The following is a 23,145-nucleotide window of genomic DNA, read 5'->3' on the forward strand; positions in this document are numbered from 1 at the left end:
ATGTTGATATATGAAGAGAAATAAAAAACATTCCTTGCAGGAACGGACGAGATTTGTTACAGCAATTCTGTTCCTGCTTATTTTTTTGCCTATTCTATGTACAATTCTGCTGTCGGGAAAAGAGTCATTTCAATTATCCCGGGAAAGGGAGATGGAACAGCTTCTGGCAACGGTTACCTATAAAGAAATACCAGATGAAGTACATATGGATATGGTCTGTGCACAGGCCGTTCTTGTTCGCAGCCGGATATGGCTGGAATGTGAAAAGGCGGAAAATGAAAAAGAGGTATATAACAAAATACTGGGAGAAAATGTAGAATACGAAAGATCCCATAAGATAAATAAAGAAAAAATGATGAGGTGCAAAGAAGCGGTAGACGAGACAAAAGGATGTATGTTGAGTTACGGAGGACAGGTGGTAGAAGGACCATTCTGTAGAGCCAGTAATGGCTGGACGAGGGGAGGCAAGGAAGTATTCGGGAAGGACAGTTATGGCTGGTTGGTGGGAGTGGAAAGTAAAAAGGATCTGGATTATAAATCAGATAGGAGGCCCGTTGTATTCACAGAAGATGAATTATATGAAAAAATTACGGGACGTTCTGAAATAGAAAATTTAGATGCAGGTGCTTTGAAGGAGGGTTTCGGTCAACTGAATAAAGAAGGTTTACTGGATAGTTTCTCCATAATAACAGAGGATTCCTCGGGCTACGCAATGGAAATTGAAATTGGCGGTATAAGGATGTCAGGTGAAGCATTTCGTCAGGCATTGGATTTGCCGTCAGCCTCCTTTACATTCTCAAAAGAAGGAGAAGAAATACTGTTTACCTGCCGGGGAACAGGGCACGGGATGGGTATGTCTCAATATGGAGCAGAAGCCATGGCAAAGGAGGGAAAAGACTGGAGAGAAATTTTAAATTATTATTTTCCCAATGCTCAAATCATTAAAAAAGGAAAAACTGAGGCGGCAGATACTTCTGTCAGCCTCTTTTTTTTGACTATTTTTGAAAATATTGTATATATATTTTTTTTTCGGCAACGCTACTAATACAGAAAAACAGTTGTGGCATTATGAGTCACAGTACAGTTAGTGGCGTTTTTTCAATTAAATTTGTAGAGGTGAATGACATGAAATCAAGACAGAAAACACTGCGTATTATGCTGAGTGGTATTTTGCTTATGGCAACCCTGGCGTGTGGGGTATATGTATACCGTTATGAAAGTGATAAGCAGGAAGAAGCACGTATAGAAAGTGCAAAAGAAGAAGAGAAAAAAACGGAACAGGAAGAGCGTGAATTGCTGGAAGAACAGTCCGAGGATGCTAATACTTATAATGCGGAATCCGAGATTCCTACGGTAACTCCGACACCACAGAACAATACGACAGAAACACCAGAAGATGAAAATCAAGCGAATACAGAGACACCTTTAGATGCTGATGCAGATACTACAGCATCGGATGCGGTACTTCCTGCATTGGATTTTAACGAAGGAACTTTATTAAATCTCCCCCTTTCAGGAGAAATTGTAATTCCTTATAACATGGATAATACGGTATATTTTTCAACCTTAGATTTATATCGTTGTAATCCTGCAGTCATGATTGCGGCTGAGATAGATACTCCGGTTGCGATAGTGGCAAACAGTCAGGTAATGTCCATCTCGGAAGATCCTGTTACAGGTACGACAGTAACCATGGATATGGGAAATGGTTATCAGGCAGTATATGGTCAGCTTAAAGATGTAAATGTAACAGAGGGGCAGACAGTTGCCGCTGGAACAGTGATCGGTACTGTTAATTCACCCACAAAGTATTTTACAAAAGAGGGAAGTAATCTTTATTTTGCACTTACAAAAGATGGATCTCCATTGGATCCCAGCTTGTATCTTCCTTCGGAAAATGAATAAGATTAAAAAACAAAAAGAAACTGCAGTTAAAAATACTGCAGTTTCTTTTTGTTTACTTTTACTATATAGTCCTTGAATAAAAAAATTTAAATTTCCCCTTGATTTTTATATATACATGGCGTAATATAATAAATATGATAAGTAGTAATTAAAACTACATCACAAAGTAAAGGGGTGAAGATATGAAAAAACTTAGTATAAAAGATCCGGGAAGTGCAATTACACATGGAATTGCCTGTGTTTTGGCAGTTTTTGGAGCAGCACCGTTACTAAATAAGGCTGCCAGGGAGCCTGACAGTCTTCACATCATAGCACTTGGGATTTTTATACTCAGTATGATTTTATTGTATGCAGCAAGTACGATTTATCATTCTCTGGATGTAAATGAAAAGGTAAATAAAAGACTCCGAAAGATAGATCATATGATGATATTCATATTAATTGCGGGAAGCTATACGCCGATTTGTCTGATTGTATTGAATGGAAAAACCGGAATAATGCTTTGCATAGCTGTCTGGGTGGTGGCATTCATAGGCATTGCAATCAAGGCATTTTGGATTACTTGTCCTAAATGGTTTTCCAGTGTTTTATATATTGGAATGGGATGGTTGTGTGTGCTTGCATTTCCACAGATTTTTCATGCAATGTCACGTCAGGCTTTCGGCTGGCTTTTGGCCGGAGGAGTTATCTATACCTTAGGAGGCATTTTATATGCATTTAAAACACCGGAATTTGATGCCAAACATCAAAAATTTGGTTCACACGAAATCTTTCATCTGTTTATTATGGGTGGAAGCATCTGCCATTTTATCATGATGTATTTTTTCGTGGCTCCTATGTCTGTTTAGTCAGATGAAAGGCTGATTAATTTTAATTTTTCCTGACGGGTCAGGTGTTTAATTTCCCATTCTCTTTGCATGGCTTCCTCTCGTGTTTGAAAGACTTCATAATAGACCAATGAAACAGGGCGCCTGGGTCTGGTATACCTGGCGCCTTTTCCGGAATTATGAGCATTGAGCCGTTTTTGAATATCAGTTGTCCATCCCGTATAGAGGGTATCATCACTGCAGCGAAGAATATATGTATAACTTTTTTTGTTATTCATAGAATGTCCTTAATTAATAAAAAGATCTGGGCTATGTAAGACCGCCGAAGCGGTCCTTTATAGTGAAGCAATCGATGAAATGAGTACTTTACCCAGATGAATGTGCATGCACTGGCGCGCCTTTTTGTATATAAAACCTCGATTGCGGGGTTTATTATATTATATGCAAAGGTATGAAATCTGCCAGTGCTATCAGAGTTTGATATTCTTAAACAGCGAGCCCAGATTTGTGGTTAATTCTTCAGATTTCGGAATTTTGATATTCTTGAGTTCAGCCTGTTCAGCTTTTTCAGCATCCTCGTTAAGTGCTTTTATCGAAAGGCTTAATTTTCCGTCTTTAATTGCAATGACTTTGACTTTTACTGGATCTCCTACGCTTAACACAACAGAAGGATCTTTGATTCTGGTATTGCTGATCTGAGAAATATGTACGAGGCCGCTTAAGCGTTCACCGAGGTTAATAAAAGCTCCATAAGGCTGGATGCTTTCTACGGTTCCGTCCATTACACTGCCGATGGTAATAGCATCTATTTTGCTGCGCCTTTCTTCATCGGCCTTTGCACGAAGAATTTCACGACAGGATAGAATCAGTCGGTTTTTCTCTTCATCAATATCAAAAACCTGCACCTGTATTTCTTTTCCCAGGTAATCGTTGAAATCGTCAATATGTTCAAGTGATAATTTGGAGGCAGGGATAAACCCTCTTATACCTTCTACATAGGATACAACACCTTTGTTGACGATACCGTCGACCGTAACGTTCAGTATGGTTTTAGCCTCCTTTAGCTGTTTCAGATTTTCCCATGCCATCTGATCTTCATCTTTGAAAGAATCGAAGGACCTATCTACTGCTTTGGAAAAATCATCCATAGTCATGTTTTCATCAGTCATATTATCCACTCCTTATCTTTAATAGTTATATCTCTTTGATTATTCTAACATATTTATTAAAAAATAAAAACATGAAACTCAGAAAATCTATTTACCAATTAAATAATCAATGATAAACTTATTCTAATACGACATTTTGATTATTAGTGAATGTCGTACGAACGAGGAGGTTTTTATGAAAAGAGAAAATAGGGTTTATGTCATTGGGCATAGAAATCCTGATACAGATTCTATTTGTTCGGCAATAGCATATGCAGATATAAAAAACCGCACACAGAATGGTAACTTTGTAGCAAAGCGTGCCGGTCAGATTAATGGAGAAACAGAGTATGTATTGAACCGGTTTGGTGTACGGGTACCAGGATATCTTCCGGATGCAGGAACTCAGGTTAAGGAAATCGATATACATGAAATAAAAGGTGTTCGTGGAAATATATCGGTTAAGAGGGCATGGGAAAGGATGCGGGAAGAGAATGTGGTAACGCTGCCTATAACAAGTGAAAATCAGGATTTGCTGGGAATTATTACGGTCAGTGATATAGCAAAATCTTATATGGATGCGTATGACAGCAGCGTTATGTCTCAGGCAAAGACAAAATATCACAGCATTGCAGAAACATTAAATGGACAGGTGATTGTCGGGAATGAACATGGTTATTTCGTCAAAGGGCGTGTTGTAATTGGCTCCTTTCATCCGGATATGATGGAAAATTATATCAATAAAGACGATTTAGTCATACTGGGAAACAGAACAGAAGATCAGCTATGTGCAATCGAGATGGAGGCCAGCTGTCTGGTGGTAGGACTTGGTGCTAAAATATCAAAAAGCATTCAGAAGCTGGCGGAGGATCATGACTGTGTGATTATCAGCAGCCCTCATGATACGTATACAATTGCCCGGTTAATTAACCAGTCTATCCCTATTAAATACCTGATGACGAAAGAAAATCTGATTACGTTTTCAACCAATGATTTTGTCGATGACATAAAAGAAGTCATGAAGATTCACCGTCACAGGGACTTTCCTATAATAAATAAGAAAAATAAATATATAGGAACAATCTCCCGAAGAAACTTAATCAGTAATGGGAGGAAAAAGCTGATACTTGTGGATCATAATGAGAAGTCACAGGCTGTTGAAAATATAGAGGAGGCAGAAATACTGGAAATTATAGACCACCATCGTCTGGGTTCAATCGAAACGATTGCTCCGGTACTTTTTCGAAATCAGCCGGTCGGATGTACTGCCACGATTATGTATCAGATTTATAAAGAACATAATCTTAAGGTCCCGAAAAATATTGCAGGACTTCTTTGTGCGGCTATTATATCTGACACACTGATGTTTCGTTCACCCACATGCACAGCAGCCGATAAGGAAGCAGCAAAAGTATTGGCCCAAATCGCAGAAATAGACATTGAGAAATTTGCTACAGACATGTTCCGTGCGGGAAGTAATCTGAAAGATAAATCTCCGGAGGAAATTTTTTATCAGGATTTTAAGAAATTTAATGTGGAAGAGTCCACATTTGGTGTGGGACAGATTAACTCTATGGACGGAGATGAATTAAAAAATATCAAGGATCAGATTTTGCCTCAGCTTGAGAGTGAATGCCAGAAACATGGTATTCCACGAGTCTATTTTATGCTGACGAATATTATAGAAGAGTCCACGGAACTGTTGTTTTATGGAGATGGCTCCAGGGAACTGGTAAACCAGGCATTTCAGCCAAAACAGATAGACAACAACAGTGCAATGCTTCCAGGCGTTGTATCCAGAAAGAAACAGTTGATTCCCGGGTTTATGCTGGCGCTTCAGGAATTACAAATGTAGGAGGAGCAGAGTGGAAAAACAATTCTGGAAACCGGGAAATATGCTCTACCCACTGCCGGCTGTGATGGTAAGCTGCGGAAAAGAGGGGGAGAGTCCCAATATTATAACGATAGCATGGACAGCCACCTTAAACACTTCGCCTGCCATGACGTCTATATCCATACGTCCCGGAAGGTATTCTTACGATATTATCAGGGAGACCGGAGAATTTGTCATTAATCTGACAACGAAGGAACTGGTCTATGCAGCCGATTATTGTGGTGTAAAATCGGGAAGGGATGTAGACAAGTTCAAAGCTTTAAATCTGACTCCCTGCAAATCACAGATTGTAAAGGCACCGGGTATCGGCGAAAGTCCTGTGAATATTGAATGCAGGGTAACAGAAATAAAACCTCTTGGCAGTCACCATCTTTTTATAGCCGAAGTGGCGGGGGTCAATGTGGATGAAAAATATATGGATGAAGCAGGAAAGTTTCAACTGAATCATGCTGGTTTAGTAGTTTATTCTCATGGCGAATATTTTGAATTAGGAAAGAGTCTGGGGCGGTTTGGATTCTCTGTGAAAAAGAAAGGCAGAAAGGGTAGAAGTTTAAAAAAGAAATAAAAAGGAATAATATTTTTGCTTTTTAATAATAAAACACTAAAAAACATTAAAAAGTGATAAAACTATAGAAAATCAGCCTTGCAAAAATTATTTTTTTAATATATAATCTTGAATGAACAAGGGAGAAATAACAGGAGGACATATGGATGTCATATATTGATGAGGTAATTGAAGAAGTTGTATCTAAAAATCCCAGCGAACCGGAATTCCACCAGGCGGTAAAAGAGGTATTAGAGTCTCTGCGCCCTGTGATTGAGGAAAATGAAGAACTTTACAGAAGAGAAGCACTTCTGGAGAGAATTGTAAATCCTGAACGTCAATTTAAGTTTCGTGTACCGTGGGTGGATGACAAAGGACAGGTTCATGTGAATACAGGATACAGGGTTCAGTTTAACAGTGCTATAGGACCTTATAAAGGGGGACTTCGATTACATCCTTCTGTTAACCTGGGTATTATCAAATTTCTGGGATTTGAGCAGGTATTTAAAAATTCCCTGACAGGTCTTCCGATAGGCGGAGGAAAAGGTGGATCTGACTTTGATCCGAAAGGTAAATCAGATCGTGAAATTATGGCATTTTGCCAGAGTTTTATGACAGAACTTTGCAAATATATAGGAGCTGATACCGATGTACCGGCAGGAGATATTGGAGTAGGTGCAAGAGAAATCGGTTATCTGTTCGGTCAATATAAGAGAATCAAAGGTTTATATGAAGGTGTGCTTACAGGGAAAGGGCTGTCCTATGGTGGTTCTTTGGCAAGAACAGAAGCTACAGGATATGGTCTTCTATACTTAACAGAAGAACTTTTAAAGATAAATGGTATTGAATTGGCCGGAAAGATCTGTTCCGTATCAGGTTCCGGGAATGTTGCGATTTATGCCACTCAAAAAGCGCATCAGTTAGGGGCAAAGGTGGTGACTTGCTCTGATTCCAACGGATGGGTATATGATCCGGAAGGAATAGATGTTGATGCTCTGAAAGAGATTAAAGAAGTGAAGCGTGCAAGACTGACAGAATATAAGAATTACAGACCCAATTCCGAGTATCACGAAGGACGTGGAGTATGGAGTATTAAAGTGGATGTTGCTCTTCCATGCGCAACTCAGAATGAACTGCATCTTGAAGATGCAAAGCAATTGGTATCTAATGGTTGTCTGGCTGTTTGCGAAGGCGCGAATATGCCTACGACTTTGGAAGCTACAGAATATCTGCAGAAAAATAAAGTCATCTTTGCACCTGGTAAAGCGGCGAATGCAGGCGGTGTTGCCACATCCGCTCTTGAGATGTCCCAGAATAGTGAGCGTCTGAGCTGGAGCTTTGAGGAAGTTGATGCAAGATTAAAGAGAATTATGGTTGACATTACACATAATATAGATGCTGCTGCCAAACGTTATGACTGTGAGGGAAATTATGTTATGGGAGCCAATATAGCAGGCTTTGAAAAAGTGGTAGACGCTATGATGGCACAAGGGATTGTGTAAGCTTGACAGTTGATAATTTCTATGATAGGGTAAGAGAAATAAAAAGTAAATGTAAAGGAGTGGAAGTATGATTATTTTTTCTTGCAGATAAGGGAACTTAAAACAGCATGTACACGAAATAAGTGTGTTGTCAATGCACGAGGTTTTTTTGTCATGCGCTGCAGGAAATATACATGCTTTCTTTCTTGATATATGCAGATGCGTATCCATATTACGCATCTTGTACATGATTTACGAGAGTTTCGTCTCGTCTGTACCGCGGAAAGTGTATTGTATGCTTTCTGCGGTTTTTTGTATATGTTTAACGGAGGTGCGAATGTCACAAATCAATGTACAGGATTTAACTTTCTATTATGAGGGAAGTGATGATCTTATTTTTGACCGGGTTTCGTTTCAAATTGATACAGACTGGAAATTGGGATTTATCGGAAGAAATGGAAGAGGAAAGACCACATTTCTAAGTTTATTGCAGGGAAAGTACGAATATCGGGGAAGCATCAGCGCAGGTGAGCTGTTCGATTATTTTCCTTATTCAGTGAAAGGATATAACAGAAATACGATAGATATCATAGAGGAGACCGATCCCGGCTACGAATTGTGGAGAATATGTCGGGAGTTAAACCTAATGAATGTGGGGTGCGAGGTTCTTTACCGTTCATTTGCTACCCTCAGTAATGGGGAACAGACCAAGGTATTGCTAGCGGTTTTATTTGCAAAAGAGCATCATTTTTTACTGATTGATGAACCAACCAATCATTTGGACATGGAGAGCAGAAAGAAGTTAATGGAATATCTGGATAAAAAGAAGGGATTTATACTTGTTTCTCATGACAGAGACTTTCTGGATGGATGTATTGATCATGTAATTTCTATTAATAAAAATAATATTACCGTGACCCGGGGGAATTTTTCAACATGGTGGGAGGAAAAGGAGAACAGGGATCATTTTGAGCTGGCACAAAATGAAAAGCTGAAGAAGGATATAAAAAAACTGGAGAAGAGTGCAAAAGCTGCAGAGGGTTGGTCGGATCAGCTGGAGAAGACAAAAAAGGGAGAAAAGATTGCAGGTCTTAAGCCGGATCGCGGACATATCGGACATAAGGCGGCTAAGATGATGAAACGTTCTAAGAATCTGGAACATCGTGCGGAAGCGGCTCTTGAGGAAAAAACCGGGCTGCTTAAAAATCTGGAAACAGTGGAAGACTTAAAAATTATACCCCTCCAGCATCATAAAGAGGTTCTGGTATGGATGCAGAATGTGGAAATAAGCTATGATCAGAGGATTATTTTAAAGGATTTTTGCATGAAAGTGAGAAATGGCGACAGAATTGCTTTACAGGGCAGGAACGGATGCGGAAAATCCAGTATATTAAAGATGGTTCTGGGAATAAATAAGAAATATAATGGGTTATTGGAGCTGGCATCGGGACTCGTGGTTTCTTATGTGCCACAGGATACCTCTGACCTTTCCGGTACCTTAGATGCATTTGCTAAACAGTGGGGAGTGGATGAAACTTTATTTAAAACAATTCTAAGAAAACTGGATTTTTCCAGAAATCAGTTTGATAAGCGGATGGAAATGTTCAGTGAAGGCCAGAAGAAAAAAGTGATGATTGCCAGGAGTTTAAGTCAACAGGCTCACCTTTATGTCTGGGATGAACCCTTGAATTATATAGACGTCTTTTCGAGGATGCAGATTGAGCAATTAATTTTAAAATTTAAGCCATCTATGCTTTTGGTCGAACATGACAGCAGGTTTGTAAGAGATGTATGTACCGGGACTGTAAAGATATAAATTCGTTAATATTCAGCTTGACACCAGGGCATCCGGGCTCTATACTGAGGTCAGTTACGAAAATAACCACACGTTTAGTCGTGCTTTTGAAAGGAATAGGATATTGCCGTTGGAGCAAAATAGAAAGATTGAACTTTCAGATGAAGAAGGGTTTATTGAGATTGTAAAAGAAGTCTGCCGGGAATCACGCTTCCCACAGACGGAAAAGTATATACAGCATGGTATTACTTCGGTATATCACCATAGTCTTGTGGTGGCTTATTACAGCTGCTGGCTGGCCGAACATTTTCAGCTGAAAGTGCGTAAGAGGGAATTAATCAGAGGTGCACTGCTTCACGATTACTTTTTGTATGACTGGCATGTAAAGCAGGATGGAAGACGATTTCATGGATTTACACATCCAAGCTGCGCATTGAAAAATGCAGACAGGGATTTTCAGCTTACATGGGTGGAGAAAGATATCATAAAGAAACATATGTTTCCGCTGACACCCATACCACCGATGTGCAAAGAAGCACTGCTGGTCTGCGCTGCTGACAAAGTATGTTCCGCCTATGAAACCATTCACAGGAAAAAGATGGATTGGTTATTATATCATATTAGTTTTGATTATTAAACGAATTTTATTGAAAAATAAAAATTTTATGGAATGCTGTCCTTATAGGGCAGCATTTATAATTTTTACTTAATAGGTTAAGATTGTGAAAATTAAACAAATTATATTTAATATAAATTATTAATTAACACATATTGACAATAATTTTAAACAATGCTATTATATACATATATAAATATGGACTGTTACTGACTCGATCAGGCATTACCTGCGTTAAATACTTTCTGCTTGTTGAAAGCAGAGGTTTTAGCGTATTTTTTTTGAAGGAGGTGTAAAATGAAGTTTCAAAAAAAAATCAATAACAGTGTAGCGTGGGCAATAGATGAAAAAGGGGAGATGTTCATTGTTATTGGTAAAGGTGTTGGCTTTGGAAAAGAGTCAGGGCAAATGTTTCAGCCAGGAGAAGTCGAGAGGATTTTTAAGGCAGAGAACATGGGAAAAGGCCAAAAGAGCGTGATTGATCGTGCAGTGGAAAATTTAAACTCTGATGTGCTGCTTTTAACAGAAGAAATCAGCAGGAAGGCGGCTGTAGTTTTGAATATTCCCAAATTTGATGATAATCATTTTTTGGCATTAGCAGACCATTTGAACTATGCACTTAAACGTAGTAATAAGGATACTTTTGATTATCCTGAAAATCTACGTTGGGAGGTTAAGAAGCTCTACCCAAAGGAACATGATATAGCTATTGATACGCTGTACTTAATTGAAAAGAGAACAGGTATCAGGCTTCCTATAAGTGAACAGACATATTTGACATATCACTTTGTAAATGTGCAGTACGATGCTGGAGTTAATATTCAGAGCATGAGATTAGCTGAACTTATCAATCGAGCTATTGAAATAATTCAGTACCACTATCAGACTGTTTTGAATCAGAATTCCGTGAATTATATTCGGTTTGTAACTCATTTGAGATATTTTGTCTTGAGACAAATTCATCGGGAAAATGCAAAGGTATCTATAATTGACGAACAACTCATAACAGTTGTAAAAAAAAATTACCGCAAAGCCTTTCAGGCAGCTGAAAAAGTAGGAAAAATGGTAGAGTCAAAAACAGACTGTGAAGTAAATGAAGAAGAGCTATTTTATTTAACACTTTATATTGAGCGTGTAACCGGCAGGGAAAAATAGAATTGGACTGTTACTGAATTTTAATCAGGCATAACCAAATGTTGCAAAGTAATCTTTCTTTGCAGTATTTGGTTTTTGTTATTTTATGAAAATATTTTATGGAGGAAAAAATAATGACAGATTATTCAAAATTAACTGTTAATCTTATTGCGTTAGTCGGTGGGAAAAAAAATATAACGGAAGCGTGGCACTGTGTAACACGTCTGCGATTTAATGTAAGAGAAACCGGAAAGGTTAAAATTGATGAAATAAAAAAAATAAAGGGCGTCATGGGTGCACAATTTTCGGGTGACCAGTTTCAGATTATTATTGGAAATGAAGTGGACAACGTATATGTAGAGATTGCAAAAGAACTGGGAGAACTGGCTAGTGGAAGCCCAAGACAAAAAAAAGAAAAACAGGGCATTGTAAATACGCTTATGGATACAATTTCTGGAATTTTCACACCGGCTCTGCCTGCACTGGTAGGAACTGGATTGCTAAAAGGATTTCTGGCTTTGTTTGTAACGTTTGGCTGGCTTACAGAATCCACCTCTACCTATCAAATTTTGAATATGATTGGGGACTGTGCTTTTTATTTCTTGCCGTTTTTTCTGGCTGTTACAAGTGCCAGAAAATTTAAAACAAATGAATTTGTAGCAATGTGCATTGCGGGTGTGCTGCTCTACCCAACCATGTTGAATGGATTTCATGCCATGAGTTCCGGGGAGCCAATTGAGGCGTTGACTTTGTTTGGTATATTACCAATTCCTTATCTGCCGTATACTTCCTCGGTTATTCCAATTATCTTGGCTACTTACTTTCTAAAGCATGTTTATAATTGGATAAAGAAATGGATGCCAAAAGCTATATCAATTATGTTTACTCCAATGCTGTCGCTGCTTATTGTAATTCCGGTTACATTGGTTGCACTGGGTCCTTTGGGTACTTATGCTGGTGGAGTACTTTCTATTGGGATTTCGTGGTTATTTGACCACCTTGGGTTTATTGCAGGGGCAGTTGTTGGTGCTATATACCCGCTGGCAGTAATGACTGGAATGCACTATGCATTTGCACCGCTAATGATTAATAATTTTGCAGAACTGGGATATGACAATTCAATGGCACCTGCAATGTTAGCTGCTACCTTTGCAATGGCTGGTGCAACATTGGCTGTATTTATCAGAACAAAGAACAATGAGATGAAACAGGTTTCATTATCGGCAGGCATATCTGCTTTTATTGGAATTACAGAGCCCGCAATGTACGGTGTTACATTGAAACTGAAAAAACCTTTTTACGGTGCTATGATTGGTGGGGCCCTTGCAGGTGCTTTCCTTGCGCTTTTTAAGGTAAAGTCGTATTCCATGGCAATGCCTGGTTTAATTGCTCTTGCCGGATATGTCTCGCCTGATGACAGTAAAAATATAATAATTACTATTATTGGTGTTTTAATTGCTGTATTGGGTGCGCTTATTACAACCATTATAATGGGTTTTGAAGATGAAAAGAATGAAAAAACAAACCAGACAGGTATAAAGTCAGAGGATAAAGAACAGTTAAATATTATGGCTCCGGTAGATGGAAAAATTGTTCCGGTAGAAACATTAGAGGATAAAGCATTTGCTGAACAAATCATGGGCTATACAATTGCAGTAAACCCACTGAATGGGAAAATCAAGTCACCGGTTTCAGGAGAGATAAGTTTCATTGCTGAAACAAAACATGCAATTGGAATTAAAAGTGATCATGGGATGGAGATTTTATTGCACCTGGGAATTGATACAGTTGAACTGAAAGGCGAAGGTTTTGGTGAACCAAAGGTAAAAATCGGAAATCATGTAAAAGCAGGCGAGCTGCTGTTAGAAATGGATATAGATACTATAGTTAAGAAAAAATATAATCCTATTGTCCTGACCATTGTAACTAACAGTGAAGACTATTTAAATATATTAGCGACCAGTGAAACGGATAATGTTAAGGCCGGGAGTGCCATATCAGCTGCAGTCAGATAGCATCAGTAAAACAAGGAGAACCCTAGAGATGCATCGAAATCTGGATATAATAACACAGATAAGGCATCTGATGCTGTCTGGATTGATAGATGATATTACAATTGCTAATGCATATGCATCAGAAGAAGAGCTGAAAATGGCATCAGAAATCTTTTTTTCTCAGAATATAAGTATTCGGGTAAGTGTGCTGGAGGGGATAACAACGGTTGAAAGAAAATGCTTATTTGAAAGTTTACATGCATACAGAGGGGATTGTTCGGAATATATGCTACGCTCAAGTATGAAAAGATTTCAGTATAAGGGGGAACAGTTTTCACCACATAATACATTGCAAATCAAACCAGGTCATATTCTGATTGATAACGAGCTTTATGGTCAATATAAAGGTGAGATGCAGATTGCATTAAAAGAAATGGAGAATGATGGACGTGTAAATGTCATAGGAAAAGTTGTGGAAGAGGATATGATATTGCTTAACTATCTTAAACCATGGGCCAGCTTCAAATTAATCGAAAGCAACGAAAGGAGAGAATAGAATGGAAAGAAAATACATATTTCCGGATAATTTTTTATGGGGAGGTGCTACTTCCGCAAATCAGTGTGAAGGTGCAGCAAGAGAAGACGGTAAAGGCTGGACTACTTCGGATACCTCCCTGTTTATTGCTGATTCTAAAAAGAGGATACAGCAAATGCTGTCGCCCATGACTACAGATAAGGTTCGGAAGGCTTTGGGTGATACAAAGGGATTTTATCCGAAACGTCAGGGTATTGACTTTTATCATCACTATAAGGAGGATATTGCTCTATTTGCAGAGATGGGGTTTAAAACCTTTCGCTTGTCTATTTCCTGGGCACGTATTCTGCCCAATGGGGATGATAAACATCCTAATGAAAAGGGTTTACAGTTTTATGAAAATGTAATTGATGAACTATTAAAATATAATATTGAGCCACTGGTTACACTTAGCCATTATGAGTTCCCATTAGAACTTTCCTTCCGTCAAAATGGTTGGGCCAGCCGTAAAACCATAGATGCGTTTGAACATTTTGTGACTATTCTGTTTGAACGTTTTAAAGGAAAGGTAAAATATTGGATTACTTTTAATGAAATGAATGTAATTGGGATGACTGGATATTTATCTGGAGGTCTTCTGGCAGATAAATATGAAAACCCGGATAATCCGAATCAGGATTATTTTCAAGCGGCGCATCATCAGCTTGTAGCCGCTGCGAAGGCAGCCAGAGCTTTGCGCTCTATTGATCCGGAGGCACAAATCGGCTGTATGATTGTCAGATTTGAAAACTATCCAGACACACCTAACCCCCTGGATGTCCTCGCAAGTTTAAAATCCGATCAGGAAAATTTTCTAATGTCGGATGTACTGATGAAAGGGTCCTATCCTGGTTACTCCAAACGTTTGTTTGCCGAAAAAAATGTACACATTGAAATGACAAAAGAAGACCTGGAAATTTTGGCAAATTATACTGCCGATTTTGTTTCCTTTAGCTACTATATGAGTGGAGTTGTAGGAGGCACTAATAGTGAGAAGACAACGGGAAATATCTTGGACAGCAAACAAAACCCTTTTCTGAAAAAAAGTGAGTGGGGCTGGCAAATAGATCCGGTTGGCTTGCGCATTACATTAAATAAAATGTATGACCGTTATCAAAAACCCATCTTTATTGTTGAAAATGGATTGGGAGCAAAAGATGAACTGACTGATGAATTGACAGTCCATGATACTTACCGCATTAATTATCTGCGATCCCATATTGAACAAATCGGAGAGGCAATTGATGATGGTGTAGAGGTCATTGGCTATACACCATGGGGATGCATTGACCTGGTAAGTGCAAGCGGAAATGAAATGTCCAAACGTTATGGTTTTATTTACGTTGATATTGATGATAAGGGCCAGGGAACTGGGAAGCGTTACCGGAAGGATTCCTTTGCATGGTATAAAAATGTTATTAAGACAAATGGAGAATCACTATGAAAAAAACTTATGGAATAACCGGGATTGTTTTGACCGTATGTTTATTTATTGGAACTTTTTGGGATTTATATATTAATAAGGCTTTATTTATGAAGGATAATTTTTTTTCTTTATTCTTTTATCGTTTGACACCCATTGTATATTCTACCGTTATGATGATTGGAGTTGCTTTGATCTTTCATACCCTGTCTTTTAAAAAGAAAAGCAAGATAATATATTTCTTTTCAGGGTTGCTTTATTTGTTTTTTACTGTTTTTAGTATTTTTTTGGCGTATTCGCATGCAAAGACAGGAGGCGCAATATATGGGATATCGGCCGCTTTGGTCATTGCCTGTCTGGTAAAAAAAATACCTGTGGAGCTTGCTGACCGTTACCGCTGGGCGGGATTTGCAATTTTTTTGACAGCATTATGTTCTATGACGATTGTTGAAAGTATTAAGCCAATCTGGGGACGCGTAAGATTTCGCTCTATGCAGGGGAATCTTTCCTTGTTTACTAAATGGTATCAAATTAACGGAAATAAATATCTGAACATGGTTCCGGTAAAGGAAGAAATAAAGTCATTTCCATCAGGGCATTCCCAATGGGCCGGCACAACTCTTAGCTTGAGCCTGTTAGCTTTTGTTCATCCCAAGTGGCAGGAGAAGGAAAAAACAGTATTTTTTGTGACATTATTTTATGCAGTAGTTGTGATGATCAGCCGCCTGATGCAGGGAGCTCATTTCTTGTCTGACGTTACGGTTGGCTTTAGCAGTGCTTTTCTGTTTTTTTTACTTTTCAGAGAAATTATTGTGAATCGAAACCTGAAAAAAAATAAATAAAAAAACTTGAAATCGAACGGACGTTCTGATATAATTTAAATATAAACAAACGTCAGTTCGGAATATTTGTTCGATGTTTGTCTCGGAAACCTGAAGTTAAGGGAAATAACAAAACACTTGGGATAAGGAGAAAGATGATGAGCAGAGGAAGAAAAGCAGCAGATGTTTTTGGCACAGGTTTATTAATGGCATTAGTATTTGTAGGGATGTTCGTTTCATTATGCATCGCCTAACAGTTGAAAGAAAAGAAAGGACAGCTGCCATATGGTAACTGTCCTTTTTTCTATAATTTTCAAAACCGGTAATTTGCTTTATGTCTACCCCTGTTTTTTCTTGACAAATACCTTTATTATGATATAATTTGATAATCAAAGTAATATTAGGATTGGATTAAGCCCGTTAATTAAAGGGTAAACTATAATTGAAAGGGCTGGACATAAATTATGATTGGAAAAATATACGGAACAGGCTCTTATGTTCCATCGTTTGTCTGGGATAATGATAAGCTGTCCGAAATGGTAGAAACCAGTGATGAATGGATCAGGGAACGTACAGGCATAGCCAGGCGGCACATAATAGAAGGGGAGGAGGAGGATACCACTTATATGGCATCCCGGGCAGCTTGCGAGGCTTTAAAGGATGCAGGGATACAGCCGGAAGAGATTGACTTAATTATAGTGGCTACAATATCCGCCGGGGAGATTATGCCGTCCTCTGCCTGTGGGGTTCAAAAAGCAATTGGTGCCGTTAACGCTGTCTGTTTTGACTTGAATGCCGCATGTACCGGCTTTCTTTTTGCGTTGAATACGGCACAGGCATATCTGGGGCAGGGAATCTATAAAACTGCAATTGTAGTTGGTGCAGAAAGCCTTTCAAATCTGGTGAATTGGACGGACAGATCTACCTGTATACTTTTCGGAGATGGTGCAGGGGCTGTAGTGCTGAAGGCCTCTAAAGATGGAAAGTACAGTCAGGTAGCTTACTCTGATGGAAGAAAAGGAGGGGTGCTGACCTGCAGCAGCAGAAACCAGAAAAAGTATGAGAAGGAGTCTGTAGATGCTGAAACCTATATGCAAATGGATGGCGGTGAGGTCTTTAAATTTGCGGTGTCAAAAGTACCTGAGGTTATACGGGAACTGCTGGATAAGGAAAACTTAAGTACAAAAGAAATAGCATATTATATTCTTCATCAGGCAAATGTACGGATTGTTCAGTCTGTGGCAAAGCGGTTGGGAGAAAAGATGGAAAAGTTTCCGGTTAATATGGGGGAATATGGAAATACATCATCTGCCAGCATTCCTATTCTGCTTGATGAGATTAATAAAAAGAAAGGTTTTCGGAGAGGTTCATATATTGTCCTGTCGGGATTTGGCGGCGGCCTGACCTATGGCGCCAGCCTTTTGCAATGGTAAAGAAAGTCAGCAAAAAAGCTGTTTTCATAAAAAATAAATTATATATAGGGAGATACGATTATGTTGGAAAAAATCAAAGAAATTGTAGCGGAATCACTGGGTACAGAGGTGGATTCTCTGACAGAACAGACTTCATTTAAAGAAGATCTGGGGGCAGATTCACTGGATTTATTTGAGATGGTGATGGCATTAGAAGAGGAATTCAATGTAGAGATTCCTACAGACGATCTTGAGAATATAAAGACCATTGGTGATGTGGATCAATATATTCAGAAATTACAGTAAGTAAAGCATAGAAAATAGAGTCATAAAACAGGAGGCAGTCTTTATGAAGACGGAAATCACCGAATTACTTGGAATCAAATATCCTATTGTTCAGGGGGGTATGGCCTGGGTGGCGGAGTATTATCTGGCAGCAGCTGTATCGGAGGCAGGCGGACTTGGACTGATTGGAGCGGCAAGTGCTCCGGCCCAGTGGGTACGTGAGCAGGTACAAAAGGCAAAAGCCCTGACGGATAAACCATTTGGAGTCAACATTATGCTGATGAGTCCCTATGCGGATGAGGTTGCTGATGTCATAGTGGAAGAAGGAGTCCAGGTGGTTACTACCGGTGCCGGGAATCCGGAGAAATATATGAAGATGTGGAAAACGGCCGGAGTTAAGGTGATTCCCGTGGTTGCCTCCGTAGCTATGGCAAAGCGTATGGAACGCATGGGTGCTGATGCCGTAGTGGCAGAAGGAAGTGAAGCCGGAGGACATATCGGAGAGACTACGACAATGGTTTTAGTCCCACAGATTGCTTCAGCGGTGAAAATTCCTGTGATTGCAGCAGGCGGTATTGCAGATGGACGTGGGGTTGCGGCAGCATTTATGCTGGGAGCCAGGGGGGTTCAGCTGGGAACTCATTTTGTCGTGGCGAAGGAATCCCAGGTACATGATAATTATAAAAAATGTATTATAAAAGCAAAAGATATTGATACGAAGGTGACCGGCCGCTCCACAGGACATCCGGTGAGAGCACTGCGGAACCAGATGACAAAAGAATACCTGAAAAAAGAGGCGGAAGGTGCTTCCTTTGAAGAACTGGAGCTGCTGACTTTAGGAGGACTTAGAAAGGCTGTGGTAGACGGTGACGTTGTTAATGGAAGCATTATGGCGGGTCAGAGTGCGGGCATGGTAAAAGAAGAACTGACCTGTGCGGAGCTGATTCAAAAGCTGACAAAAGAAGCAGATGAGTTGTTGAAAGGAAACATCACCTATGAGTAAGACAGCATTTATCTTTCCTGGACAAGGGGCACAAAAGGCCGGTATGGGAAAAGATTTTTATGATAAATATGAAACAGCCCAAAAGGTGTTTGAAGATGCCGGAGAATGGCTGGACCTGGATATGAAAGAGCTTTGTTTTGAGAAAAATGACAGGCTGGATGCTACAGAATATACGCAGGCTGCGCTTGTTACAACCTGCCTTGCGATGGAAAAGGTAGTCCGGGAGCAGGGACTGTGCCCAGATGTGACGGCAGGCTTAAGCCTGGGTGAATATTGCGCAATTGAGGCTGCGGGAGGATTCAGTCTGAAAGATGCCATAACCACTGTCCGTAAAAGAGGTATTTTGATGGAACAGGCGGTGCCTGCCGGACAAGGTTCCATGGCGGCTGTCCTGGGGCTGAACGGAGATCAGATTGAAGCTGCAATTCAGGATATAGATGGCGTAAGTATTGCCAATTATAACTGTCCGGGACAGATTGTAATTACAGGGAAAAAAGCGGCAGTGGAAGAAGCTTCACAGAAATTAAAGGCAGAGGGAGCCAGGCGGTGTCTGCCGCTGAATGTAAGTGGGCCTTTTCACTCAGAAATGCTGACGGATGCCGGAAGCAGACTTGCGCAGGTGCTGGAGACAGCGGAGATTAAAGAACTTAATCTTCCTTATGTTACGAATGTAACCGCAGAATATGTTACGGATTGCAAAGAGATTAAAGGGCTGCTGGCCCGCCAGATTTTTTCACCAGTTCTCTGGCAGCAGAGTGTGGAGAAGATGATTCAAGATGGAGTAGACACCTTCATTGAGATAGGACCGGGCAAGACACTTGCAGGATTTATGAAAAAGATAAATCCAGATGTAAAAGTATATAACATCCAGACGGCAGAGGATATGGAACAATTGGTGTATTTACAGAAATAAGCAGAAGGAGTATAGAATGTCTGATAAAAAAGTCGCAGTAGTAACGGGAGCTTCCAGAGGAATTGGAAAGGCCATAGCATTGGAGCTCGCCAGAAATGGTGCACTTGTTATTATTAATTATAATGGCTCCGTAGAAAAAGCGGAGCAGGTTCGCTCACTGATTGAAGATGAAGGTGGAGAGGCGGTCATTGAACAGTGTAATGTGGCAGATTATGAGGCATGTGAAGAATTCTTTCGTACTGTAATTAAAAGATATGGAAAGATTGATATATTGGTAAATAATGCGGGAATTACAAAAGATGATCTGGTGATGCGAATGAGTAAAGATGATTTTGCACAGGTTATCGATGTAAATCTGAAGGGAACGTTCAATTGTATTCGTCAGGTATCCCGTCAGATGCTGAAGCAGCGAAGCGGTCGGATTATTAATCTGGCATCTGTTGTAGGTATTTCAGGTAATGCGGGGCAGGCTAACTACGCTGCTTCAAAAGCCGGAGTTATTGGATTGACAAAGTCAGTGGCAAAAGAACTGGCGTCCAGGGGGATTACGGCCAACGCTGTCGCACCCGGATTCATAGAGACAGATATGACAGAAGCACTTTCTGAAAGTGTGAAGGAACACACAGCAGAGATGATACCGATGAAAACATTTGGAAGACCGGAAGACGTGGCAAAGGCCGTAGCCTTCCTGGCATCAGATGAAGCCGGATACATTACCGGACAGGTCCTATGCATAGATGGCGGCATGGCAATGTAATGATACCAGGGTCAAAAGGTCATGCGCTTCATGCTTGCATGAAAAAGCATGACATTGGGACCCGCAAAATATGAGAAAGGAGCCCGAATAGGGCGGATTTCGAATATTTTAAGGATTGTGGGAGCACGGAGTGCGTAACAATCCGCAGGTATCATGCAGGAGAAGTGAAAAGGTCATGCGTTTCATGCTTGCATGAAAAGCATGACATTGGGACCTGCAAAATATGAGAAAGGAGCCCGAATAGGGTGGATTTCGAATATTTTAAGGATTGTGGGAGCACGGAGTGCGTAACAATCCGCAGGTATCATGCAGGAGAAGTGAAAAGGTCATGCGTTTCATGCTTGCATGAAAAAGCATGACATTGGGACCCGCAAAATATGAGAAAGGAGCCCGAATAGGGCGGATTTCGAATATTTTAAGGATTGTGGGAGCACGGAGTGCGTAACAATCCGCAGGTATCATGCAGGAGAAGTCAAAAAAATGGAGGTTTTAATGAAAAAAAGAGTAGTAGTAACCGGAATGGGAGCAGTTACGCCTCTTGGCAATGATGTAAAGTCTTTCTGGGATGGAATTCGGGCGGGGAAGGTCGGAATTGGCCAAATCACCAGATTTGATACGACAGATTTTAAAGCAAAGCTGGCGGCGGAAGTTAAAGATTTTGTGGCAAAGGACCGGATGGACTTTAAATCGGCGAAACGCATGGAACTATTTTCTCAATATGGAGTAGCGGCTGCACTGGAAGCACTGGAAGATGCGGGAATTGACATGAAAAAGGAAGATCCGTTTCGTGTAGGTGTAATTGTAGGATCCGGTATTGGAAGTCTCCAGTCCATGGAGAGGGAGGAACAAAGGCTGCTGGAAAAAGGACCGTCCAGAGTGGATCCTTTACTGGTTCCGAAGATGATAACGAACATGGCAGCCGGAAATATCTCAATTATTACAGGAGCAAGGGGAAAGTGTACGAATGTGGTAACTGCCTGTGCATCCGGAACGAACAGTATTGGTGACGCTTACCGGGCAATTCAGTATGGCGATGCAGATGTCATGCTTGCAGGAGGTACAGAAGGATCCGTTTGTCCGATTGGTGTGGCAGGGTTCACCAGTTTGACAGCACTTAGTACCTGTGAAGACCCCATGTGTGCTTCCATCCCATTTGACAAAGACAGAAGTGGATTTGTTATGGGAGAAGGTGCCGGTGTCGTTATCCTGGAGGAACTGGAGCATGCCAGGTCCCGTGGTGCGAAGATTCTTGCGGAGGTCGTAGGTTATGGCGCGACTGCTGATGCGCACCATATTACTTCTCCAATCGAGGATGGAAGTGGTGCGGCAAGAGCCATGGAAGATGCAATGAAAGAAGCAGGAATAACCCCGGATCAGGTGGAGTATATCAACGCCCATGGAACAAGTACCTACTATAATGATTTGTTTGAAACAAAAGCTATTAAAATTGCTTTTGGAGAAGCCGCTGAAAAGGTAAAGATTAATTCAACCAAATCAATGATCGGCCATCTGCTGGGTGCAGCAGGAGGGGTGGAGTTTATTGTATGTGTCAAATCAATTTTGGACGGATTTATCCATCAGACAGTCGGGACCAGAGAAACAGAGGAAGAGATGAATCTGGATTATGTAATCGGTGCACCCGTAGAGCAGGATATAAATTATGCGATGACAAATTCTCTGGGATTCGGCGGACATAATGCTACATTGCTGATTAAGAAGTATCAGGAGTAAGGGGAAAAGAAATGGATTTTGAGCAGATAATAAAATTAATAGATAAAGTATCGGCATCCAATCTGTCTTCCTTCCAATATGAGTCAGAAGGATTGAAACTTAGCCTGGAAAGTGGAAAGGTGATTCAGAATACAGTCTCTGTGCCTGTGAATGTGATGTCTGATCAGATTTCAGAAGTTCCTGCAGATAAAGCAAAAGCGGAGGGAGACCTGGTGAAATCCCCATTGGTCGGAACCTTCTATGCAGCACCTTCAGAAGATTCAGAACCATTTGCCAGTGTAGGGGATAAGGTCAAAAAAGGACAGGTGCTGGCTATCGTAGAAGCTATGAAACTTATGAATGACATAGAGAGTGATTTTGATGGGATGATAGCGGAAGTTTACGTGAAGAATGGTGAAACCGTGGAGTATGGCCAGCCGTTATTCCGTATCGTTTAATTCTGGAAGGTGAATGGATATGAACAGATTAAATATTAAACTGATTGAGGAAATTCTTCCGCACCGCCATCCGTTTCTATTGGTAGACTATATCGAGGATTATGTACCGGGTGAGTACGCCGTCGGATATAAATGTGTGACTTTCCGCGAAGATTTCTTTCAGGGACATTTTCCCGGAGAACCTGTGATGCCGGGAGTACTGATTGTGGAAGCCCTGGCACAGACCGGAGCGGTGGCAATTCTTTCAAAACCTGAGAATAAGGGAAAAATTGCATATTTTGGCGGAATTGATAAATGCAGATTTAAAGTCAAGGTGCAGCCGGGCGATAAATTGCGTCTGGAGACAAAAATCATCAGGCAAAAGGGTCCTGTAGGTGTTGGAGAGGCTGTGGCCTCTGTGGATGGAAAAGTGGCGGTAAAAGCTGAACTGACATTTATGGTTGGATAAAGG

The 23,145-nt window shown here is 40.4% G+C and carries 23 protein-coding genes; 21 read left to right on the forward strand and 2 right to left on the reverse strand.

Annotation, left to right across the window (positions count from 1 at the left end; all coding sequences use genetic code 11):
- Positions 1-10: 10 nt before the first annotated feature.
- From KNL20_RS00140 to trhA, 3 genes are all read left to right on the forward strand, one after another.
- Entirely contained in the window at positions 11-1,045 is a 1,035-nt protein-coding gene (locus KNL20_RS00140; protein ID WP_230398677.1) for a SpoIID/LytB domain-containing protein, read from the forward strand.
- A gap of 80 nt (positions 1,046-1,125) precedes the next feature.
- Positions 1,126-1,905, forward strand: coding sequence for a M23 family metallopeptidase (locus KNL20_RS00145; RefSeq protein ID WP_230398678.1), 780 nt, complete (start codon positions 1,126-1,128; stop codon positions 1,903-1,905).
- A gap of 182 nt (positions 1,906-2,087) precedes the next feature.
- Complete coding sequence (gene trhA, locus KNL20_RS00150; RefSeq protein WP_230398679.1) at positions 2,088-2,753, forward strand: PAQR family membrane homeostasis protein TrhA; 666 nt, start codon at positions 2,088-2,090, stop codon at positions 2,751-2,753.
- Here the strand turns inward: trhA and KNL20_RS00155 are convergent.
- Both KNL20_RS00155 and KNL20_RS00160 read right to left on the reverse strand, forming a co-directional pair.
- A complete protein-coding gene (locus KNL20_RS00155; protein WP_230398680.1) occupies positions 2,750-3,010 on the reverse strand; it encodes a GIY-YIG nuclease family protein in 261 nt (86 codons plus the stop codon). The genes trhA and KNL20_RS00155 overlap by 4 nt on opposite strands.
- A gap of 192 nt (positions 3,011-3,202) precedes the next feature.
- Positions 3,203-3,901, reverse strand: coding sequence for a S1 RNA-binding domain-containing protein (locus KNL20_RS00160; RefSeq protein WP_329957482.1), 699 nt, complete (start codon positions 3,899-3,901; stop codon positions 3,203-3,205).
- Positions 3,902-4,076: 175 nt separating this feature from the next.
- Here KNL20_RS00160 and KNL20_RS00165 point away from each other — a divergent pair, with 175 nt between their 5' ends.
- The 18 genes from KNL20_RS00165 (at position 4,077) to fabZ (ending at position 23,142) form a co-directional block, all read left to right on the forward strand.
- Positions 4,077-5,735, forward strand: coding sequence for a putative manganese-dependent inorganic diphosphatase (locus tag KNL20_RS00165; RefSeq protein WP_230398681.1), 1,659 nt, complete (start codon positions 4,077-4,079; stop codon positions 5,733-5,735).
- Positions 5,736-5,745: 10 nt separating this feature from the next.
- The gene (locus KNL20_RS00170) at positions 5,746-6,339 is read left to right on the forward strand and encodes a flavin reductase family protein (protein ID WP_230398682.1); all 594 of its coding nucleotides are present in this window, start codon (positions 5,746-5,748) and stop codon (positions 6,337-6,339) included.
- Positions 6,340-6,485: 146 nt separating this feature from the next.
- A complete protein-coding gene (gdhA, locus tag KNL20_RS00175; protein ID WP_230398683.1) occupies positions 6,486-7,820 on the forward strand; it encodes an NADP-specific glutamate dehydrogenase in 1,335 nt (444 codons plus the stop codon).
- Between the two features lie 316 nt (positions 7,821-8,136).
- Positions 8,137-9,615 carry a ribosomal protection-like ABC-F family protein gene (gene abc-f, locus KNL20_RS00180; protein ID WP_230398684.1) on the forward strand — a complete coding sequence of 493 codons (1,479 nt, stop codon included), beginning with the start codon at positions 8,137-8,139 and terminating at the stop codon, positions 9,613-9,615.
- A 109-nt stretch (positions 9,616-9,724) separates the two neighbouring features.
- Positions 9,725-10,231, forward strand: coding sequence for an HD domain-containing protein (locus KNL20_RS00185; protein WP_230398685.1), 507 nt, complete (start codon positions 9,725-9,727; stop codon positions 10,229-10,231).
- Positions 10,232-10,507: 276 nt separating this feature from the next.
- On the forward strand, positions 10,508-11,365 hold the full coding sequence (locus KNL20_RS00190; RefSeq protein WP_230398686.1) for a PRD domain-containing protein: 858 nt from the start codon (positions 10,508-10,510) through the stop codon (positions 11,363-11,365).
- A gap of 113 nt (positions 11,366-11,478) precedes the next feature.
- Positions 11,479-13,359: a beta-glucoside-specific PTS transporter subunit IIABC gene (locus KNL20_RS00195; RefSeq protein ID WP_230398687.1), complete on the forward strand. Its 1,881-nt coding sequence runs from the start codon at positions 11,479-11,481 to the stop codon at positions 13,357-13,359.
- Positions 13,319-13,894 carry a phospho-sugar glycosidase domain-containing protein gene (locus KNL20_RS00200; RefSeq protein ID WP_268966524.1) on the forward strand — a complete coding sequence of 192 codons (576 nt, stop codon included), beginning with the start codon at positions 13,319-13,321 and terminating at the stop codon, positions 13,892-13,894. The genes KNL20_RS00195 and KNL20_RS00200 overlap by 41 nt, the downstream gene beginning before the upstream one ends.
- A 1-nt stretch (position 13,895) precedes the next feature.
- Entirely contained in the window at positions 13,896-15,356 is a 1,461-nt protein-coding gene (locus tag KNL20_RS00205; protein ID WP_230398689.1) for a glycoside hydrolase family 1 protein, read from the forward strand.
- On the forward strand, positions 15,353-16,177 hold the full coding sequence (locus KNL20_RS00210) for a phosphatase PAP2 family protein (protein ID WP_230398690.1): 825 nt from the start codon (positions 15,353-15,355) through the stop codon (positions 16,175-16,177). Before KNL20_RS00205 ends, KNL20_RS00210 begins: the two co-directional genes overlap by 4 nt.
- 443 nt (positions 16,178-16,620) lie before the next feature.
- A complete protein-coding gene (locus KNL20_RS00215; protein ID WP_230398691.1) occupies positions 16,621-17,589 on the forward strand; it encodes a beta-ketoacyl-ACP synthase III in 969 nt (322 codons plus the stop codon).
- 60 nt (positions 17,590-17,649) lie between these two features.
- A complete protein-coding gene (gene acpP / locus KNL20_RS00220) occupies positions 17,650-17,874 on the forward strand; it encodes an acyl carrier protein (RefSeq protein ID WP_230398692.1) in 225 nt (74 codons plus the stop codon).
- 22 nt (positions 17,875-17,896) lie between these two features.
- A complete protein-coding gene (fabK, locus tag KNL20_RS00225) occupies positions 17,897-18,856 on the forward strand; it encodes an enoyl-[acyl-carrier-protein] reductase FabK (RefSeq protein WP_268966544.1) in 960 nt (319 codons plus the stop codon).
- Positions 18,849-19,769, forward strand: coding sequence for an ACP S-malonyltransferase (gene fabD / locus KNL20_RS00230; RefSeq protein ID WP_230398694.1), 921 nt, complete (start codon positions 18,849-18,851; stop codon positions 19,767-19,769). Before fabK ends, fabD begins: the two co-directional genes overlap by 8 nt.
- A gap of 16 nt (positions 19,770-19,785) precedes the next feature.
- Entirely contained in the window at positions 19,786-20,526 is a 741-nt protein-coding gene (gene fabG, locus KNL20_RS00235; protein ID WP_230398695.1) for a 3-oxoacyl-[acyl-carrier-protein] reductase, read from the forward strand.
- 492 nt (positions 20,527-21,018) lie between these two features.
- The gene (fabF, locus tag KNL20_RS00240) at positions 21,019-22,257 is read left to right on the forward strand and encodes a beta-ketoacyl-ACP synthase II (protein ID WP_230398696.1); all 1,239 of its coding nucleotides are present in this window, start codon (positions 21,019-21,021) and stop codon (positions 22,255-22,257) included.
- Between the two features lie 11 nt (positions 22,258-22,268).
- Positions 22,269-22,694, forward strand: a complete 426-nt coding sequence (gene accB / locus KNL20_RS00245; RefSeq protein WP_230398697.1) for an acetyl-CoA carboxylase biotin carboxyl carrier protein — start codon at positions 22,269-22,271, stop codon at positions 22,692-22,694.
- Between the two features lie 19 nt (positions 22,695-22,713).
- Positions 22,714-23,142 carry a 3-hydroxyacyl-ACP dehydratase FabZ gene (gene fabZ / locus KNL20_RS00250; protein WP_230398698.1) on the forward strand — a complete coding sequence of 143 codons (429 nt, stop codon included), beginning with the start codon at positions 22,714-22,716 and terminating at the stop codon, positions 23,140-23,142.
- The last annotated feature ends 3 nt before the right edge of the window (positions 23,143-23,145 follow it).

The organism is Novisyntrophococcus fermenticellae (assembly GCF_018866245.1).
Lineage (GTDB): Bacteria > Bacillota > Clostridia > Lachnospirales > Lachnospiraceae > Novisyntrophococcus > Novisyntrophococcus fermenticellae.

What these genes read in the sequence shown, in the direction of transcription:
- KNL20_RS00140 (WP_230398677.1), top strand. Translation starts at nt 11, where the DNA reads ATGAAGAGAAATAAAAAACATTCCTTGCAGGAACGGACGAGATTTGTT.
- KNL20_RS00145 (WP_230398678.1), top strand. Translation starts at nt 1,126, where the DNA reads ATGAAATCAAGACAGAAAACACTGCGTATTATGCTGAGTGGTATTTTG.
- trhA (WP_230398679.1), top strand. Translation starts at nt 2,088, where the DNA reads ATGAAAAAACTTAGTATAAAAGATCCGGGAAGTGCAATTACACATGGA.
- KNL20_RS00155 (WP_230398680.1), bottom strand. Translation starts at nt 3,010, where the DNA reads ATGAATAACAAAAAAAGTTATACATATATTCTTCGCTGCAGTGATGAT.
- KNL20_RS00160 (WP_329957482.1), bottom strand. Translation starts at nt 3,901, where the DNA reads ATGACTGATGAAAACATGACTATGGATGATTTTTCCAAAGCAGTAGAT.
- KNL20_RS00165 (WP_230398681.1), top strand. Translation starts at nt 4,077, where the DNA reads ATGAAAAGAGAAAATAGGGTTTATGTCATTGGGCATAGAAATCCTGAT.
- gdhA (WP_230398683.1), top strand. Translation starts at nt 6,486, where the DNA reads ATGTCATATATTGATGAGGTAATTGAAGAAGTTGTATCTAAAAATCCC.
- abc-f (WP_230398684.1), top strand. Translation starts at nt 8,137, where the DNA reads ATGTCACAAATCAATGTACAGGATTTAACTTTCTATTATGAGGGAAGT.
- KNL20_RS00190 (WP_230398686.1), top strand. Translation starts at nt 10,508, where the DNA reads ATGAAGTTTCAAAAAAAAATCAATAACAGTGTAGCGTGGGCAATAGAT.
- KNL20_RS00195 (WP_230398687.1), top strand. Translation starts at nt 11,479, where the DNA reads ATGACAGATTATTCAAAATTAACTGTTAATCTTATTGCGTTAGTCGGT.
- KNL20_RS00200 (WP_268966524.1), top strand. Translation starts at nt 13,319, where the DNA reads ATGTTAAGGCCGGGAGTGCCATATCAGCTGCAGTCAGATAGCATCAGT.
- KNL20_RS00205 (WP_230398689.1), top strand. Translation starts at nt 13,896, where the DNA reads ATGGAAAGAAAATACATATTTCCGGATAATTTTTTATGGGGAGGTGCT.
- KNL20_RS00210 (WP_230398690.1), top strand. Translation starts at nt 15,353, where the DNA reads ATGAAAAAAACTTATGGAATAACCGGGATTGTTTTGACCGTATGTTTA.
- KNL20_RS00215 (WP_230398691.1), top strand. Translation starts at nt 16,621, where the DNA reads ATGATTGGAAAAATATACGGAACAGGCTCTTATGTTCCATCGTTTGTC.
- acpP (WP_230398692.1), top strand. Translation starts at nt 17,650, where the DNA reads ATGTTGGAAAAAATCAAAGAAATTGTAGCGGAATCACTGGGTACAGAG.
- fabD (WP_230398694.1), top strand. Translation starts at nt 18,849, where the DNA reads ATGAGTAAGACAGCATTTATCTTTCCTGGACAAGGGGCACAAAAGGCC.
- fabG (WP_230398695.1), top strand. Translation starts at nt 19,786, where the DNA reads ATGTCTGATAAAAAAGTCGCAGTAGTAACGGGAGCTTCCAGAGGAATT.
- fabF (WP_230398696.1), top strand. Translation starts at nt 21,019, where the DNA reads ATGAAAAAAAGAGTAGTAGTAACCGGAATGGGAGCAGTTACGCCTCTT.
- accB (WP_230398697.1), top strand. Translation starts at nt 22,269, where the DNA reads ATGGATTTTGAGCAGATAATAAAATTAATAGATAAAGTATCGGCATCC.
- fabZ (WP_230398698.1), top strand. Translation starts at nt 22,714, where the DNA reads ATGAACAGATTAAATATTAAACTGATTGAGGAAATTCTTCCGCACCGC.